At 61.1% G+C, this 17,179-nt stretch carries 11 protein-coding genes; 9 read left to right on the forward strand and 2 right to left on the reverse strand.

All coding sequences use genetic code 11. The features are described 5' to 3' along the window. Nucleotides 1-16 precede the first annotated feature (16 nt). The 4 genes from HMPREF0326_RS04880 (at nt 17) to HMPREF0326_RS04895 (ending at nt 7,289) form a co-directional block, all read left to right on the forward strand. The gene (locus HMPREF0326_RS04880; protein WP_008683359.1) at nt 17-643 is read left to right on the forward strand and encodes a hypothetical protein; all 627 of its coding nucleotides are present in this window, start codon (nt 17-19) and stop codon (nt 641-643) included. Between the two features lie 767 nt (nt 644-1,410). Beyond that, nucleotides 1,411-2,529: an efflux RND transporter periplasmic adaptor subunit gene (locus tag HMPREF0326_RS04885; protein ID WP_008683361.1), complete on the forward strand. Its 1,119-nt coding sequence runs from the start codon at nt 1,411-1,413 to the stop codon at nt 2,527-2,529. 6 nt (nt 2,530-2,535) lie between these two features. Further along, complete coding sequence (locus tag HMPREF0326_RS04890) at nt 2,536-5,739, forward strand: efflux RND transporter permease subunit (protein WP_008683362.1); 3,204 nt, start codon at nt 2,536-2,538, stop codon at nt 5,737-5,739. Continuing rightward, complete coding sequence (locus tag HMPREF0326_RS04895; protein WP_008683363.1) at nt 5,736-7,289, forward strand: efflux transporter outer membrane subunit; 1,554 nt, start codon at nt 5,736-5,738, stop codon at nt 7,287-7,289. The genes HMPREF0326_RS04890 and HMPREF0326_RS04895 overlap by 4 nt, the downstream gene beginning before the upstream one ends. 180 nt (nt 7,290-7,469) lie before the next feature. On the opposite strand, the gene HMPREF0326_RS04900 is transcribed toward HMPREF0326_RS04895, so the two are convergent. Next, nucleotides 7,470-9,590, reverse strand: a complete 2,121-nt coding sequence (locus HMPREF0326_RS04900; protein WP_008683364.1) for a HAMP domain-containing methyl-accepting chemotaxis protein — start codon at nt 9,588-9,590, stop codon at nt 7,470-7,472. Nucleotides 9,591-10,140: 550 nt separating this feature from the next. Here HMPREF0326_RS04900 and HMPREF0326_RS04905 point away from each other — a divergent pair. The 5 genes from HMPREF0326_RS04905 (at nt 10,141) to tnpA (ending at nt 15,675) form a co-directional block, all read left to right on the forward strand. Further along, nucleotides 10,141-10,815 (forward strand): hypothetical protein, encoded by a 675-nt coding sequence (locus HMPREF0326_RS04905; RefSeq protein ID WP_147568377.1) that lies wholly within the window; start codon nt 10,141-10,143, stop codon nt 10,813-10,815. Nucleotides 10,816-11,195: 380 nt separating this feature from the next. Beyond that, nucleotides 11,196-11,990 (forward strand): helix-turn-helix transcriptional regulator, encoded by a 795-nt coding sequence (locus HMPREF0326_RS04910; RefSeq protein WP_008683366.1) that lies wholly within the window; start codon nt 11,196-11,198, stop codon nt 11,988-11,990. Between the two features lie 317 nt (nt 11,991-12,307). Next, a complete protein-coding gene (locus tag HMPREF0326_RS04915) occupies nt 12,308-13,837 on the forward strand; it encodes an aldehyde dehydrogenase family protein (protein ID WP_008683368.1) in 1,530 nt (509 codons plus the stop codon). A 71-nt stretch (nt 13,838-13,908) separates the two neighbouring features. After that, entirely contained in the window at nt 13,909-14,991 is a 1,083-nt protein-coding gene (locus HMPREF0326_RS04920; RefSeq protein WP_009302716.1) for an ABC transporter substrate-binding protein, read from the forward strand. 228 nt (nt 14,992-15,219) lie between these two features. Beyond that, nucleotides 15,220-15,675, forward strand: a complete 456-nt coding sequence (tnpA, locus tag HMPREF0326_RS04925) for an IS200/IS605 family transposase (protein ID WP_008686514.1) — start codon at nt 15,220-15,222, stop codon at nt 15,673-15,675. 119 nt (nt 15,676-15,794) lie between these two features. On the opposite strand, the gene HMPREF0326_RS04930 is transcribed toward tnpA, so the two are convergent. Next, nucleotides 15,795-17,162: an MATE family efflux transporter gene (locus tag HMPREF0326_RS04930; RefSeq protein ID WP_008683370.1), complete on the reverse strand. Its 1,368-nt coding sequence runs from the start codon at nt 17,160-17,162 to the stop codon at nt 15,795-15,797. Between the last annotated feature and the right edge of the window lie 17 nt (nt 17,163-17,179).

The following is a 17,179-nucleotide window of genomic DNA, read 5'->3' on the forward strand; positions in this document are numbered from 1 at the left end:
TGGGGAGACCGGCCACATGGAATTTACCTTAGGGGCGCTGCTGATCGCCTTTCTGCTTTTCCTCTATCTGGAAACCAAGCGCAAGACGGCACGTCTGCAGCGCCTGATCGCCGAGGAAAAAAGCGGCATTGCCGACGCGTCGCGCATGACGGCCAGCATCGGCGTCTTTTACCCGGATTCGCAAACCACGGTGATCATCGGGGCTTCCGAGGAATTCGGGGCCTTTTATTACCGCATGTTGCGCCAGAGCAAGGTGATCAACCGCAGCAAGATCAATCTGGCCAATATCGCCCGGGTGGACCTGCTGATCAACAGCCGCCCGCACGAGTTTGAATGCGACTCGGAGCAGGCTACCACCTCGCTCCGGGCTACGGAACTTTCCGGCAGGGTCCTGAGCCGCTTCTCGCCCGAGGAGCTCAAAACCATCCAGCGCGCGGCCCTGCGGATTACCTTTTTCAGCGAAACCGGCAGCGAAAAAAATCTGGACATCACCGCCCTGCGCACCGGTGACGAGCGCCACCGTTTTCAGCGCGTCCAACTGCTGAAAAACGCCATCTGGTGGGCCGCCTTTCTGGGTATCGCCAGCCGCCAGGCCCGGCATCTGCGCACCCGCCTGGAAGAGGGCGCCGCAGAGCCGGAATAGAACCTGCGGCCGTGGCTTCAGCCGTTGCCTGCGTTCCACGCCGGGGTCGCTGCCGCACTACGGCGAAAGATGCACCGTTGCGGCGGGACGCCCGGGGCGGTGCTTCCTTATTGCGCGGGTCGCGTTTCGGCAAGGGGACAGCCATTTTTTTTGAAAAAAATTTACTTGTTATTTCAATAAGTTGCAAAATGAGGACGCGGGTGGTTAACTCAGTGAAATAACAGGAAATTCATCAGCATAGCTTTTCTCCCCCCTCTTGGCCCGTTTCTTGCTTTTTCCCTTGAAATATGCTTTCTAAAAGGCTGTTTGAGTCCCTTTTACAGGGTCTGCGCCCGGATGTCCGTTCGGGCGCAGTTTGTTCGCCGATGCGTTTGCGTCGCGGCGAAGCCGCGCCGGCCCTGCGGCCGACGGGTTGATCCGGAGCATGGCGGCTTTGAAACGTTGCCGTGTTCCGGAGGCTGCGAGAGTGGATGCCCGCGCCGTGAAACGGCCGGGTTCCACCGGAACCGCAATTTTCGTTTTTCGGCTGAATGAATCTCTGAAACCGCAGAGCGGTTCATAGGCAATTTGCCTTGGGAGCGTCCCGGATTTCTCACGCCCGGAGAGGCCGCCCGCCGCAACTCGTCCGCCGGGCGGCAAGAGCGCTTCACGGAGCTGACCTTCAAAAGGCCTGCCCGCAACGGGCCCACGTATTCAACGCGGAGCGGCTCCGCGTCAAAAAAGGCTTTTTCGGCGCGCGCACAGCGTCGCGCGCAACGGAGTAGTGCATGACCATGAGATCGCTGATTTCCTTTTCCCTTGTAGTGGGCCTCTGCCTGGCCCTCGTCGCCTGCAACGACGACAAAAAAGCCCAGCAAAGCATGTTGCCCCCGGTGGCCGTCTTTGACGTGACGGTGGCCGACGTACCCTGGTCCGCCGAGTATCAGGCCCAGGCCTCGGGCTCGCGCGCCGTGGAAGTACGCGCGCGTGTGGAGGCCATTATTGAAAAACGCCTGTATGAGGAAGGCGATTTTGTGAAGCAGGGTCAGCTCCTGTTCCAGCTGGAGCGCGACCAGTACGAAGCCAAGGTCCAGCAGGCCCAGGCGCAGTTCAACAACGCCGAACGCGAATGGAAGCGCATCCGGCCGCTTTACGAAAAGAACGCCGTTTCCCAGAAGGAGCGCGACAACGCCCGCGCCGCCTATGAAAGCGCCAAGGCCGAATTGCGCCAGGCCAGGATCAATCTGGATTACTGCCAGGTGACGGCGCCGGTTTCCGGCTACAGCAGCAAGGAAAACTTCACCCCCGGCAACTTGGTGGGCAATAATTCCCTGCTGACCTACGTGAACCAGACCGACCCCATGTACATCGACTTTTCCATTGCCGCGCCCGAGCGCATGCGCCGCCAGCAGCTGGCCGCCGCCGGGCGGCTGCGCTTCCCGGACGACGGGCATTACAAGGCGCAGCTGCGCCTGCTGGACGGCAGCATGTACAAGGGCGAGGGCGAAGTCACGTTCATCGATAGCCAGGTGCAGCCCAGCACGGGCGTCATCAAGGCCCGCGCGGTCTTCGCCAATGCCGACGGCCACATCATGCCCGGCCAGTATGTGCGCCTGTTCATGGAAGGCGACGTGCTCACCAACGCCGTGCTTATTCCCCAGAAGTGCGTCCTGCTGACCCAGAAGGGGGCGCTGGTCATGGCTCTGGACAAGGACAACAAGGTATTCCCCGTTCCCGTCACCCTCAGCGTGGCCGTGGGCGACCGCTACTTGGTGGATTCCGGCCTCAAGGGCGGCGAGAGGATCATCAGCGAGGGGCTGGTCAAGGCCCGGCCCGGAACCCAGGTGCGCGTGCAGGAACCCGCCGCCCAACAGCAGCAGGCTCAGACTCCCGCCGCTCAAAAGTAGGTACATATGGCCGCTTCCGCTAAGCCGAATCTCTTTTTGCGCCGGCCGGTCCTTTCGGCCGTCATATCCATCCTGATCACCCTGGTGGGCGCGCTGGCCATGAAGGCCCTGCCCATCGCCCAGTATCCGGACCTGGTGCCGCCCACGGTCAACGTGAGCGTGTCCTACCCCGGCGCCTCGGCCGAGACCATCGCGGCCACGGTGCTGGCGCCTCTGGAAGTGAACATCAACGGCGTGGAAAACATGCTTTACATGACTTCCACCGCCGCTTCCGGCTCCGGTTCGGGCAGTATCAACGTCTACTTCTCCCTGGGCACCAACCCGGACATGGCCTTGGTCAACGTCAACAACAAGGTCAACCTGGCCCAGACCCTGCTGCCCGAAGAGGTGCGCCGCCAGGGCGTGACCGTGGTCAAGCGCTCCCCGGCCATGTTGCAGGCCTTCGCCTATTACTCGCCTGACGGCCGCTACGACGAGGTCTATATCCACAACTGGATGCAGATCAACGTGGTGGACGAGCTCAAGCGCGTGCCCGGCGTGGGCGACTGTTCCGTGTTCGGTTCCATGAGCTACTCCATGCGTATCTGGCTCCAGCCGGACAAGCTGGCCAAATACGGTTTGACGGTCGGCGAGGTGGCCCGGGCCATTCAGGACCAGAACTCGCAGTACGCTCCCGGCCGCCTGGGCGACATGCCCTCGCCGTCCTCCACCCAGCTCACCTGGCAGATCGACACGGAGGGACGCCTGGTCACGCCCGAGCAGTTCGGCGAGATCATCGTCCGCACCGGCGAGGACAGCGCCATGCTGCGCCTCAAGGATGTGGCCCGCATTGAGCTGGGCGGCCAGGATTACAGCGTCGGTTCCCGCTACAACGGCATGGTGGCGCGCATGGGCGCGGTCTATCTGCTGCCCGGCGCCAACGCCATCGCCACCGGCGATCTGGTCCTGGCCCGCCTGGAAGAGATCGCCAAAACCCTGCCCGACGGCATGGCTTACAAAGTCGTGGTGGACACCAACGACTTTGTTATGGAATCCATCAAAGAGGTGATCAGCACCCTGGTGGAGGCCATGATTCTGGTGTTCATCGTGGTCTATGTCTTCCTGCAGAACTGGCGGGCCACCCTGATTCCCTGCATCGCCGTGCCGGTGTCCATCATCGGTACCTTCGCGGGCATGTACGCCCTGGGCTATTCCATCAACACCCTGACTCTCTTCGGCATGGTGCTGGCCATCGGCATCGTGGTGGACGACGCCATCGTGGTGCTGGAAAACGTGGAGCGCATCATGAGCTCCGAGCATCTGCCGCCCAAGGAGGCCACGGCCAAGGCCATGAACGAGGTCACGGCCCCGGTTATCGCCATTGTGCTGGTGCTCTGCGCGGTGTTCATTCCGGTGTCCTTCATGGGCGGTCTGGCGGGCCAGATGTATAAGCAGTTCGCCATCACCATTTCGGTATCCGTGGTGCTCTCGGGCATTGTGGCGCTGACGCTCACGCCGTCGCTCTGCGCCCTGCTGCTCAAGCCCCACGCCCATGACTACAAGCCGCCGCGCGCTTTTACCTGGTTCAACTACGCCTTCGGGCGGGTGACGCACCGTTACCTGCGCGCCGTGCGCTTCATCAAGGACTCGGGCCTGCGCGCCATGATCCTGTTCGGCGTGATGCTGGTCGCCATTGTCTGGCTGCTCAAGGTGGTGCCCGGCGGCCTGGTGCCCAACGAGGACCAGGGCTACATCCTGGGCATGGCCATCCTGGCCGACGGCGCGTCCCAGCACCGGACCACGGCGGTCACCGATACCCTGACCGACTTTGTGCTCAAGGACCCTTCCGTGGACGGCATCGCCACCATCAACGGCCTGGACATCACCTCCATGGCGGTCAAGAGCAACTACGGCACCTTCTTCGCCACCCTCAAGCCCTGGGATCAGCGCAAGGGGCCGGGAATGTCCGCCGACGACCTGACCAAGAAGGTCATGGCCGTGACCATGATGCAGCCGGAAGCCGTGGTGCTGGGCTTTTCGCCGCCGCCCATCAGCGGCATGAGCACCACGGGCGGTTTTGAAGGCTATATCCAGATGCGCGGCGACGGCACCATCTACGACCTGGAAAAGGAGGCCAACGCGGTGGTGGCCGAGGCCACAGCCAAAAAGGCCGACGGCACGCCCAAGTATCCGGCCATCGGCAGCGTGCAGAACCTCTTCTCCACCGGCGCGCCCCAGCTCTACGCCAATCTGGACCGCGAGCGCTGCAAGGACATGGGCGTGAGCGTCAGCGACGTGTTCACGGCCATGGGCGCCACCTTCGGCACGACCTATGTAAACGACTTCAATTACATGGGCCGTACCTTCCAGGTGCGCATGCAGTCCGAGGCGGCCTATCGCATGCTGCCAGAGTCGCTCAATGACGTCTTTGTGCGCAATGACAAGGGCGAGATGATTCCGCTCACCGCCGTCATGACTCTGGAGCGCCGCACGGCCCCCCAGGTCATGGAACGCTACAACGTGTTCCCGGCCGCGCACATCATGGGCAACCCGGCCGACGGCTATTCCTCGGGCCAGGCCTTGGACGCCATGGAGCAGGCCGCCAACGCGGTGCTGCCCAACGACTTCAGCCTGGGCTGGGTGGGCTCGGCCCTGCAGGAAAAGCTGGCCAGCGCCGACACCACCATCATCTTCGTGCTGGCTCTGGTCATGGTCTTCCTGATCCTGGCCGCCCAGTATGAATCCTGGTCTCTGCCCCTGGCCGTGCTCACCGCCGTGCCCTTCGGCGTGTTCGGCGCGCTGGTCGCCACCTGGATGCGGGACCTGTCCAACGACGTGTACTTCCAGGTGGCTCTAGTCACCCTGGTGGGCCTGGCGGCCAAAAACGCCATCTTGATTGTGGAATTCGCCGTGGAATCCTGGCGCGACGGCCGTAGCCTGGACGTGGCCGCCATGCAGGCCGCGCGCCTGCGTTTCAGGCCCATCGTGATGACCTCCCTGGCCTTCATCCTGGGCTGCGTGCCGCTGGCCATCAGCTCCGGCGCGGGCGCCAACAGCCGCCACGCCATCGGCACGGCGGTCATCGGCGGCATGCTGGCGGCCACCTGCATCGCCACGCTCTTTGTGCCGTACTTCTTTAAGGCCATCATGCAGCTTTCGCTGAAATTGCAGGGCAAGAAAGACCCCAATGAAGGCAAGAGCCGTTTTGATGACGATCCGGAGGATATATGAGCGCCCCCTATAAAGCCCGACGGGCTCCGGCCTTTGCCGCAGCCCGCGCGCTGGCGCTGGCGATGACGCTGGCCCTGCTGCTTTCCGCCTGCTCGCTGGCGCCGCGTTATGAGCGGCCCGGGCAGGACATCCCCGAGCAATGGCGCAAGGTGGATCTGGGTTCCACGCCGTTGAACACCGACTGGTGGACCCGCTTCAACGACCCCGTGCTCACGGCCATGGTCGAGGAAGCCCTGAAAAACAACCAGGATCTGGCCGAATCCCTGGCAAAGATCGATTCCGCGGCTGCCCAGGTGGGCATTGCCACCTCCCAGCTGCTGCCCTCGGTCAGCGGCGACGCGGCGGCCACTTCGCAGAGTTCGTCCACCAAGATCGCCAACTACAGCACTCTGGCCGACCGCTCCAACACCAATTACCAGGGTTCGCTCAACGCTTCCTGGGAACTGGATTTCTGGGGCAAGTACCGCAACAATTATACGGCCCTTTCCGACGTGTTGATGAATACCGTGGTGGGGCACGAGGCCTTGCGCCTTTCCGTGGCCGGGCAGACGGCCCAGGGCTATTTCGCCCTGCTGGCCCTGGACATGCAGCTGGACACGGCGCGGCGCACGCTGAAGAGCCGCGAGGATGCCTTCGGCATCTACACCAGCCGCTACAAGCAGGGCGACATCACCGAGCTTGACTGGCAGCGGGCCAGGGCCGAGGTGGAAACCGCCCGCGCCCAGGTGCACACCAGCACCGTGTCCGTGGACCAGGCCGAGGCCGCCCTGGCCGTGCTGCTGGGCCGTTCGCCGCGCGACATCATCAACCGCGCCATGCCGCGCGGGCAGGCCATCGGCATGCTGCCTTCGCCGCCGGTGCTGCCCGAGGGCCTGCCGTCCGAACTGCTGGAGCGGCGGCCGGACGTGCGCGCCGCCGAATACATGATCATGGCCTACAATGCCAATATCGGCGTGGCCCGCGCCCAGTTCTTCCCGTCCATCTCCCTGACGGGCATGCTGGGCACGCTCAGCGCGGCGGTGGGCAATCTGTTCACCGGTCCGGCCGGAGCCTGGAGCTACGGGGCCACTGGAACGCTGCCCATCTTGGACTTCGGCCGCAACTGGTATAATCTGAAGGACGCGGAAGCCCAGAAAAAGGCCGCCATCGCGGTGTATCGCAAGACAGTGCAGGTGGCTTTCAAAGACATCCGCACCTCGCTCACCTCGCAGCGCGAGGCGGACGCCATTGTGCGCAGCATGCAGATTCAGGTGGAAAGCCTGCGCCGCTCGGTGGACATCGCCCGCTTGCAGTATGACAACGGCTACACCGACTATCTGACGGTGCTGGACGCCGAGCGCCAGCTCTTTGCCGCCGAGCTGCAACTGGCCTCGGCCCTGCGCGACCGTCTTGACGCGGTGGTCAGCGTCTGCATGGCCCTGGGCGGCGGCTGGGAGGACCCCGGCAAGAGCCCGAGCTTCCCGGTGGTCAATACCGAACGCCTGCTGCAGGAGGAAACCGCCGCAGGCAAGACGACGCCCGTGGCCGCGCCCGCGACGCAAGCTAACTAACCGGCTGACATAAATCCGTCTTGACGCCCCGGCCGGACGGACAGCGAGCCCTTCGGGCCGGAGCTGCCCATCCGACCGGGGCTTTTCACGACAAAAAGCCAAGGCTGGTGTAAGAAGCCGACTTTCTCTCCGATACGCGGAGGAAAGTCGGCTTCTCTTGTGCGGACGGGGAAGGAGCTGTTAGCTCTGCTTCATTTCCTGGATGAGCGCCGTGAGCCTTTGGGCCTGCGAGGCCAGATCGGACACGGCCTTGGAGGCCTCGGCCATGGTGTCGGCGGTCTGTCTGGACATGTCGTTGACCTGGACGATGGTCTGGTTGATTTCCTCGCTGGCTGCGGACTGCTCCTCGCTGGCCGTGGCAATGGCATTGACTTGGTCGGCCGTGACTTCCGCGGTGTTCACGATCTCCCGCAGGGCCCGGCCGGACCGGCTGGCCAGTTCGTCGACCTGGGCGATGCGTTCCACAGCCTGATCCACGCCGGTCATGCTCTTTGCCGTGCTCTCCTGGATGGCCTTGATGGCGTTGCCCACGTCGTTGGTGGAGGCCATGGTTTTTTCGGCCAGCTTGCGCACCTCATCGGCCACCACGGCGAAGCCGCGCCCGGCCTCGCCGGCACGAGCCGCTTCAATGGCCGCGTTGAGCGCCAGCAGATTGGTCTGGTCCGCAATGTCGGAAATCACGTTCATGATCCGGGTGATGTCCTGAGCGTGTTCATTCAGTTGCCCCATATCGTCCTTGAGTACCAGAGACATCTGATGCACCTGCTCAATGCCCTGCACGGCCTGCTCCACAATATGGGAACCGGTGGAGGCTCTTTCCTTGGTTTCAGTCGACGCGGACGAAGCGGAACCGGCGTTTTTAGACACTTCCTGGACAGTGGCGTTCATTTCGTTCATGGCGGTGGCCGCCTCGCCCAACCTCTGGGAGGACTCGCCCGCGCCCCGGTCGGACTGCTCAATCTGGGCCGAAAGCTGGGTGGAGGCCGAGGAGACCACAGAGGCCACTTCTTCCAGCCTGTCGGCGGCTGTCAACATGGCTTCAGTTTTAGCCTTGGCCTCCTTGCCGGCGGCTTCAGCCTTTTCCATGGCGGCCGTGGCTTCGTCGCTCTTGACCTGGGCTTTTGCGGATTCGGTGTTGGCTTCTTCGATTTTTTCGTTCAGCGAGTCCACCATGCTGTCCAGGGCCGTGGAAAGCTGGCCGAACTCGTCCCGCTGCTCAAGATGCAGCCTTTTGTTTAACTCCCCGGCCGCCACGGACTGAGCGAATCCAAGGGTTTTGGCCATGGGCGAGGTGATGGCGCGCGTCAGGAGAATGCCGATCAGAAGGCCGAGCAACAACACTACCGCGCAGACGCCGAAAGTCAACTTCACGCTGGCGGTGGCAGCCTGTGAAACTTTCGCGACGACAGTGCGCTGGAGGTGAGAGGTCTGTTCCGCGATTTTGCCCATGACGCCCAGGACCTGTTCACGCGCTTCCTCGCGCTGCTTGTTCAGCGCGTCTTTCTTGTTCCACAGCTCGAGCATGTCGCGCTGTTTGCCATGAAACAATTCGACATTCTTGCGTATTTCGCCGAGTAGCTCGCGGTATGCGGGGTTTTTGAGGTCGGCCGCCACGATGTCCATCTGGGCGAAAAGCCTGGGGAAAAGCACTTTGAGGTTTTCCTTGATGTCATCCTGCTGCTGCGCGGCCAGGCTGCGCAGCATTCTGCCTCGGATATCCGCGAAGATGGAGGACACTGCGTCGATGCTTTCAAGGCGTTGCAGGCGCAGGGCCATTTCCGTGAGGTCGCCCTGAGCATGCGCCTCCTTGAAGTTTTTGAGCATTTCGGTCTTGTAAGAAACTATTTTTTTATTGATCTTGAGGCCGATGGGGATCATGGACACTCGGTTTACAATGAAGGCTTCGTTGGTTGCATAAACGTTGCGCAGGTTCGTTTCAAACAGCTTGAACTTGTCCACCAGCTCTTTGCCCAGCTCCGTGTCGATTTCCGAGTAGGTCTTGGCGGCCTTGTTCAGTTCGCCGATCAGCCCTTGCACCTTGACCATCTCCGCTTGCGTGGACCCCCAGAGGGATTTCTGGCCCGTAAGCAGATACGTGTTCATGGTGGCGGGCACATCCTTGAGGGTGTTCTGCGCCTCGGCGGCCAGCTCAGCCAGCGGCAGGTATTTTTTCTCAATGGACGTCATGCCGTCATCAATGCCTGTGAGCGACTTGATGGAGTATACGCCGTTCAAGAATACCAGCAGGAGGATAATGCATATCCCCAGCGCCATTTTTATTCCGATTTTCAGGTTTTTCATCTACTCCTCCTGGAGAGCCTGAAGTTCCGCAGCCGCGGCGGCCAGCCGCCACGCCAGCGCGGTAACATGTTACGTGTTGCTTGTATGGGCACGGTCCCGTCCCTGCCTCGGATCACGATTTTTCTCCCCCCCCTCTGGACCGCGGTGTTTAAAGAAAGCATTCCCTTCTCTGTCTGTAAAAAACCGGAGTGCCTCCAGTTAATGGAAGCACACCGGTTTTTTACCGAAGGAAGTAAATTTTTCAGGAAATTATTTTGGCCAGAAGGTATTTACGTAAAAAGATATTCATACTTACTTACATACGTATGTTTTTTTAATAGATGAAATTAGAGTATTTTTATTTGATTATTGCATTCTGGATATCATGCACAGTTATGATATATAATTCTTATTTCGGTGCATTTCAATAATTCTTTAGAGCAATTAAATAGTTCGGTTGTTTTTTGTTTCGCGCGGAACGGCCGGGATGTTCCCGGCCGTTTGAAACACGGGCCCGGAGGAAAGCCGGTCCGGGCTTTACAGAGGCGCGCTGGTTGAAGTAAGAAAAAATATGATGAACAGATGGATGATGTTTTTCATCACCTTTGCGACCCTGGTCTGTGGTTCGCCTTGGCCCGCGGCCTCGCTCGCGGCGACGGAACAGCGCGCCGCGCCGCAAGCTGCCGGATCGCGCCACGCGACGGGCAAGCACCCGGTCGGAGCCGTTTCCGGGCAAAGCCGTTCGGGACCGGGCGCACTCAAAGCCGACGCCGGGAAAAAGAAATCCCTGCACGGCAGTGCCTGGGCCTTCGGCCAGTCGGATGATCGCGACGCCGCCATCTGGCGGCAGGGCACTCCCGTGCGGCATCTGCACGAGCGCGCCGTGAAAGACGCCGGGCTCAAGAAGAAGGCCATGAATACCACGCCGGGCATCGACAGCGCCCTTGATGAGGCGGCCGGAAAGAAAAAGAAGAAAAAGAGCGGACTGGGCGTCAGTGTGGAGAATGAAACCGCCACCTGGCGGGAGCGTCTGCCTACGGAAAGCGCGCGGCCGGATGAAAGCCTGCCCCTGGAAAGCCGTCATGTGGTGCGGGCCTTTGCCGATGTGGACGCCGGAGAGGATCTGAGCATCAGCGTGGGCCCGGAGCTGATTCTCAAGGACGAGCAGAACCGGGATCACAGCGCCAACAACAGCCAGCCGGATTCGGCGCTGGGGCTTGGCATGCAGTTCAAGCTGGACTTTTAGAGACAGTCGTCACGAGCGTCTTTTCGGTTATCTCCGCGTCGAACATCGCCTTTTATTTCGGTCGCGCTAGCCGCTCACAGCTCTGCTGTGTTACGGATAGCGATAGTGATTTCGATGAAAGGAATTTTGTGTAACTCATTGCTGTCTTCATCCGTAGCTTCCTTCGTCGCAACGGATAAAGCGAGTACCAGAAGAGTACACTCCCTGCATAAAAGGCTCGTTCTCCTTGATATAACACGAAAATTCATCTCGTGGCGACAGTCTCTAGAGCAGATTAGCTTTGAAATTCTACAAATTTCAAAGTGAAATTGCTCTGGGGAAGCGCCGAAGGGCCATGCAACAGGCTCCTTTTTATTCGGATTTGCTTTTGCGGGGCGTCCATGGAACCACTGGAAGCCAAAAGCTATCTCGCGCCCTATGATCCGGCCGCCAGGCCGGTAGTCTGGTTTAATGACGACTTCCCACCCGATACCTGGAGCAAGCCCCATGTGCATCCCTGGGGCGAGCTGGCCTACACCGGGCACGGCTGCATGGTCATGTGCACGGAGCAGGGCAACTGGCTGGCCCCGCCCCAGCGGGCCGTCTGGGTGCCCGCCGGTTGCCGTCATGAATGGTATGTGCCTTGCGAAGCCAGGGATTGCAGCCTCTGGATCGACCAGCGCGTTCTGCTGGGGGTGGAGCGTTTCGCCCGCTGCCACGTGATGGAGATCACGCCCCTGGTGCGCGAATTGCTGCTGCATCTCACGCCGCAGCCCTATTCCTACGGTGCGGATGCCCGGGGCCGTCTGGTGGCCGTGCTGCTGGACCTGCTTCTGGAATCGCCGGAAGAGGCGCAGCCGCTGGCCATGCCCAGCGACCACCGCCTGGTGGAGCTGTGCACGGCCCTGCTCACCACGCCCGGCGTGTCCACTTCCCTGGCCCAGTGGGCCGAGCGCCTGGGCATGTCCGAGCGCAATCTGGCCCGGCTTTTCCGCCGGGAGACCGGCACTTCCTTCCGCACCTGGCGGCAGCGCCAGCGCATGCAGGCCGCCTACAGCCGTCTGAAACAGGGCGAGAGCGTCACCTCCGTGGCCCTGGACAGCGGCTATTCCTCGATTTCAGCCTTTATCGCCACCTTCAAGCAGGCCTTCGGGCGCACGCCGGGCTGCGTTTTCCGGGCGCGCGGCGACAATTAAAGCATCCAGCACTTGAAATGCTTCAACTACCTTAAGCCTGAACGCGTGGCTCCTCCCTCCATGCCTTCGCATGCGTCAGTCGCTTTTTTATGGCCTTTTTTGTCCGATTGCCGACAGATTTTGTCAGATTTCCGCAAGCAGTCTGTGCGCGAAAGACGCTATCTGAAAATTGAGGAAAAGAATCAGCCGGACTTCCCGGAGCGGATGCGTTTTGAAATCGCGGCCATGTGAACATGCTCCGGTTCCAGCCCAATGAGCAAGCCATGTCAGGATAACACGTTCTAGTAACAGACCAGTATCCACGCGGAGGGTACGCCATGTCGGACATCAGGATCAAAAATTTCATCAACGGCGAATGGCAGGAAGAGGCAGGCGGCAAGCGCGTGCCGCTCTACAACCCCTCCACCGGTGAGGAAATCGGCAGCGTGCCCATTTCCGGCCCGGCCACGGCTGAGGCGGCCATCGCCACGGCCCATGCGGCCTACAGGCCCTGGCGCAATCTCTCCATCGGCAAGCGCATGGCCTATATCTATAAAATCCATGACTGCATGGTGCGGGACCTGGAAAAACTGGCCCAGGCCATTGCTCTGGACCAGGCCAAGCATATTTCCGAAGCGCGCGGCGAAGTGCAGCGGGTGATCGAGATTCTGGAATCCGCCGCAGCCACGCCGTCCACGATCCAGGGCGACACCTTGGATTACATCTCCACCAATATCTCGGCCAAGGTGGTACGCCAGCCCCTGGGCGTGTTTGGCGGGGTGGCTCCCTTCAACTTCCCGGCCCTGGTCTTCGGCTGGTTCATTCCCTACGCCATCGCCGTGGGCAATACCTTCATCTTCAAACCCTCCACCCAGTCACCCTATTTCATGCAGCTCATCTGCGAGATCTTCATGGAAATCGGGCTGCCCGCGGGCGTGGTCAACGTGGTGCACGGCAACCGCGACATTCCCGGTTCCTGGTATGAGGACCCGCGCATGGCGGGCGTCTGCCTGGTGGGCTCCACGCCCACGGCCAAAGCCATGGCCGCGGGCTGCGCCAAGGGGGCCAAGCGTTCCATGCTGCTGGGCGGGGCCAAGAACCTGCTTCTGGTCATGGAAGACAGCAATATGGACGTCTTCATCAACAACTTCCTCAATTCCTGCTACGGCTCCGCCGGGCAGCGCTGCCTGGCCGGGTCCATCGTGGCCGCCGTGCCGGAAGTTTACGAGGAAGTGCTGGAGCGCATGATTGAGGCCTCCAAGACCGTCAAGGTGGGCGACGCCTTTGACCCCGACGTCTACATGGGGCCGCTGATTTCCCGCAAGGCCGCGGACAATGTGCTCAATTACGTGGATATCGCCCTCAGGCACGGCCAGGGCTGCAAGCTGGTTCTGGATCGCCGCCGGGTGGACCTGCCGGAAAAGAACAAGAACGGTTTCTTTGTCGGCCCCTGCATCATCCGCGACGTGACGCCCTGCAACCCCCTGTTCACCACCGAGGTGTTCGGTCCTCTGGTGGCCACCATCAAGGTGGCGGACATTCACGACGCCATCGAGCTGGTCAACAGTTCGGAATACGGCAACGGGGCCTGCATTTTCACCCAGAACATGCATTACGCGGAAGTGTTCAGCCGCGATACAGATGTGGGCATGGTGGGCGTCAACGTGGGCATCTGCGCGCCGCATCCCTATGTGCCCTTCGGCGGCATCAAGGGCTCCCTGCTCGGCACGGACAAGGTGCAGGGCAAGGGCGGCATAGACTTCTTCACCCAGCACAAGGTCACCACGACGCGCACCTATGATCCCAAGGGCAAGGCCGGTCAGGCCGCCCCGGTCGCGCCGCGCGTGCGCTCCTGCGTGGCTTCGTAGCGCATCAGGCTTCGCGGGGCGCGGCATGCCCGCGTCCCGCCCCGACACCCTCTCACCCTGGAGGCATGAGGATGAAACTGCGCAATCTTTTGGGTCCGGCTCTCGCGGCCGTGCTTTTCCTGGCCGCCGCGCCCGTGCTGCAGGCCAAGGAATTGGTCAAGGTTCCCATGGGCTGGATGAACGAAAACGAAACCTTCGCCGCCTGGCTGGCCCATGAGCGCGGCTGGGACAAGGAAGAAGGCCTGGATTTCGAAGTCAATTATTTCAATTCCGGTATGGACATCGTCAACGCCACGCCCTCCGGTTCCTGGGTGGTGGCGGGCAACGGCGCGGTGCCCGGCGTCTGGGGCGGACTGCGCTACGACACCTATGTGATCGCCATCGGCAATGACGAATCCTACACCAACGGCGTGCTGGTCCGCCCGGACAGCCCCATCGCCAAGGTCAAGGGCTGGAACAAGGACTTCCCCGACGTATTGGGCAGCCCGGAAACCGTGCGCGGCAAGACCTTCCTCTGCACCACCATGTCCTCGCCGCACATGGCCCTTTCCTCCTGGCTCAAGGTGCTGGGCCTCACGGACAAGGACGTGGTCATCAAGAACATGGATCAGCCCCAGGCCCTGGGCGCGTTTGAAAACGGCACCGGCGACGGCGTGGCCCTCTGGGCGCCGCACCTCTACGTAGGCGAAGCCAAGGGCTGGAGGCTGGCGGGCAACATCAAAAATTGCGGCCAGACCCTGCCCATTGTGATCCAGGCAGACAAGAAGTATGCTGACGCCCATCCGGAAGTCATCACCGGCTTCCTGCGCGCCTATATGCGCGGCATCCATATGCTCAAGAACGAGCCCGCCGAATCCCTGGTGCCCCTGTACCGCCGTTTCTTCATGGACTGGGCGGGCCAGCAGTACACCCCGGAAGTGGCTCTCAAGGATATCAAAACCCACCCTGTCTTCAACTATGAGGAGCAGCTCAGGCTGCTGGACAATTCCAAGGGCATGAGCGAGGCGCAGCAGTGGCAGCGGTATCTGGCCGCCTTCTTTACCCAGTTGGGCCGCCTCACCCCTGAGGAATATGAAAGGGTCAAGAACGCCGACTACGTGACCGACAAGTTCATGAAGATGGTCAAGACGCCCATTCCGCCGTATACCAAGTAGCCTTGCGGGCGCTGTCCTCGCTTGAACGGCGGTGAACCCGGCCCCGCGCGCTCTGGGCGCGCGGGGCCTTTTACATAAGGGGCTTTAGCCAGTTGAGCGAGCGTTTGCGAGCGAAACAGAAATCCACCCGCTATGCGGGTGGAAATAATTTGTTATACAAAAAACACCTTTCCCATACGATAGAGTTGTTCAAGCCCATCGTAATTTTTAAGGGAAAGGTGTTTTTATATGGGAACTCGAGTTCAAAGTTTAGCCCACACAAAATGGTTGTGCAAGTATCACATTGTCTTTTCTCCAAAATACAGGCGGAAAATAATATTTGCCAACATTCGAGAAAGTATCGGAGAAATTCTTAAGGACTTATGCAAATATAAAGGTGTTGAAATTATCGAGGGCCATCTCATGCCGGATCATGTGCACATGCTGGTGAGTATTCCTCCAAAAATCAGTGTATCAAGTTTCATGGGGTACCTGAAAGGAAAAAGCTCATTGATGATTTTCGATAAGCATGCAAACCTGAAGTACAAATTTGGCAATAGGAAATTCTGGGCGGAAGGATATTTCGTCAGTACGGTAGGACTCAATGAGGTAACGGTCAAAAAATACATTCAGCAGCAAGAGAAGCATGATATTCTGCAAGATCGAGTAAGTACCCGAGAATACCAAAACCCCTTCCAGGGGTAAGCCAAAGCGGCAAGGGCACTGGGCTTGAACAAAGTGAAAGCCAGCGCCTTTAGACGCTGGCCGGTAACAAGCCCTTATAGGGCTGGAGCAAACCACCCGCTATGCGGGTGGTTTTGATTTCAGGGGCGGGATGAGCCCAGGGCGAAGCGTTTCCAGTCCACTCGCAGCAGTACCCACAGAAGCATGGCGCACTGGACGAGCTGGGAGGCGACCATGGCCCAATAGACTCCGGCGGAAGAGCGCAGCACCACGTGCCCCAGCCACCACGAAAGCGGCAGGCGCACTCCCCATACGGCAAGCGCGTAACTCCACATGGGATAATGCGTGGCTCCCGCGCCGATGAAGACGCCCACCAGAACCAGATTTGCCACCATCAGCGGTACGGACAGGAAATTAAACACCAGATAGCGTACTGTTTCCTGATGCACGCAGGCGTCGTCGGTCATCATGGCGGCCAGCGCGTCGCGCGTGAACCAGAGCAGGACCGTGAGCGCGCTCATGCCCGCCACGGCCAGGATCAGCATGGCGCAGGCCGTGCGCTGGGCCTCCTGTTTTTCTCCCCTGCCCAGACTCCGGCCCACAAGAACCGCCACTGCCATCTGGCAAGCCACGGCGGGCAGAAAGATGACGGCTTCGATGCGCATGCCCGCCGTCAACCCGGCCAGGGCGGTCACGCTGTCGTCCGGCAGGGTCATGGTGATGACGAGCACGAGCACAAAACCGGTCTGCCACAAAAAGGACGTGCCCAGGGCGGGCAGGCTCACGCGGAGCAGGTAATGCCCCCCGCTGCGCATCCAGCGGCGCGGCGGCAGGGAATCCCGTTGCAGCAGGCCTGAACGCAGCAGGCAGACCAGCAGCACGCAGGCCCCCAGGCTCACTGAGGCGAAGGTCGCCCAGGCCAGCCCGGCGGCGCCGTAGTGCGGAAATCCCCACCAGCCCAGCCCGAACGCCAGATCCCCCCAGATGTTCAGGACGCCGGTGCCCAGCGCCGCCAGCAGGGGAAGGCGCACGGATTTGGCCGCCCGCAGCGCGGCTGTGGTGATGGACAGAAGATACTGGCCGGGCAGGGTCCAGAGATAGGCCATGAGAAAGATACCGGCCGGGGCCCGCAGGTGCTCGGGCGTGCGCATGACGGCCAGCAGATCCTGCCGGAATAGGCCGCCGACACAGGCGAGGCAGCTTCCGGCGACCAGACCGGCTGCCAGCGTCAGGCCCGTGAAACGCCGGGCCCGGCGCTCCCGCCGCGCGCCCAGGCTCTGGCTGATGGCGGCCACGGCCCCGTTGGCGGTCGCAATGCCGATGGTCATGAGCACCATGTGGCATTGGGCGATAAGGCCGATAGAGGCCTGCACGTCCGCACCCAGGCGGCCGCCCGCCCAGACATCCGTCAGGCCGATGCCGAATTGCACGAGCAGCATGAGAATCTGCGGCCAGGTGATGCTCCACAGCTCGGACCAGCGGGAGAGTTGCGAAGAGCGGGCGCGCATGCCGTGTTCCGGAGGCG

The sequence above is a fragment of the Desulfovibrio sp. 3_1_syn3 genome, from assembly GCF_000145315.2.
In the GTDB taxonomy this organism is placed as follows: Bacteria; Desulfobacterota; Desulfovibrionia; order Desulfovibrionales; family Desulfovibrionaceae; genus Desulfovibrio; species Desulfovibrio fairfieldensis.

Bases quoted from the DNA above. Each gene is read 5' to 3' on its own strand.
- HMPREF0326_RS04880 (WP_008683359.1), top strand. From the start codon at position 17: ATGGAATTTACCTTAGGGGCGCTGCTGATCGCCTTTCTGCTTTTCCTC.
- HMPREF0326_RS04885 (WP_008683361.1), top strand. From the start codon at position 1,411: ATGACCATGAGATCGCTGATTTCCTTTTCCCTTGTAGTGGGCCTCTGC.
- HMPREF0326_RS04890 (WP_008683362.1), top strand. From the start codon at position 2,536: ATGGCCGCTTCCGCTAAGCCGAATCTCTTTTTGCGCCGGCCGGTCCTT.
- HMPREF0326_RS04895 (WP_008683363.1), top strand. From the start codon at position 5,736: ATGAGCGCCCCCTATAAAGCCCGACGGGCTCCGGCCTTTGCCGCAGCC.
- HMPREF0326_RS04900 (WP_008683364.1), bottom strand. From the start codon at position 9,590: ATGAAAAACCTGAAAATCGGAATAAAAATGGCGCTGGGGATATGCATT.
- HMPREF0326_RS04905 (WP_147568377.1), top strand. From the start codon at position 10,141: ATGATGAACAGATGGATGATGTTTTTCATCACCTTTGCGACCCTGGTC.
- HMPREF0326_RS04910 (WP_008683366.1), top strand. From the start codon at position 11,196: ATGGAACCACTGGAAGCCAAAAGCTATCTCGCGCCCTATGATCCGGCC.
- HMPREF0326_RS04915 (WP_008683368.1), top strand. From the start codon at position 12,308: ATGTCGGACATCAGGATCAAAAATTTCATCAACGGCGAATGGCAGGAA.
- HMPREF0326_RS04920 (WP_009302716.1), top strand. From the start codon at position 13,909: ATGAAACTGCGCAATCTTTTGGGTCCGGCTCTCGCGGCCGTGCTTTTC.
- tnpA (WP_008686514.1), top strand. From the start codon at position 15,220: ATGGGAACTCGAGTTCAAAGTTTAGCCCACACAAAATGGTTGTGCAAG.
- HMPREF0326_RS04930 (WP_008683370.1), bottom strand. From the start codon at position 17,162: ATGCGCGCCCGCTCTTCGCAACTCTCCCGCTGGTCCGAGCTGTGGAGC.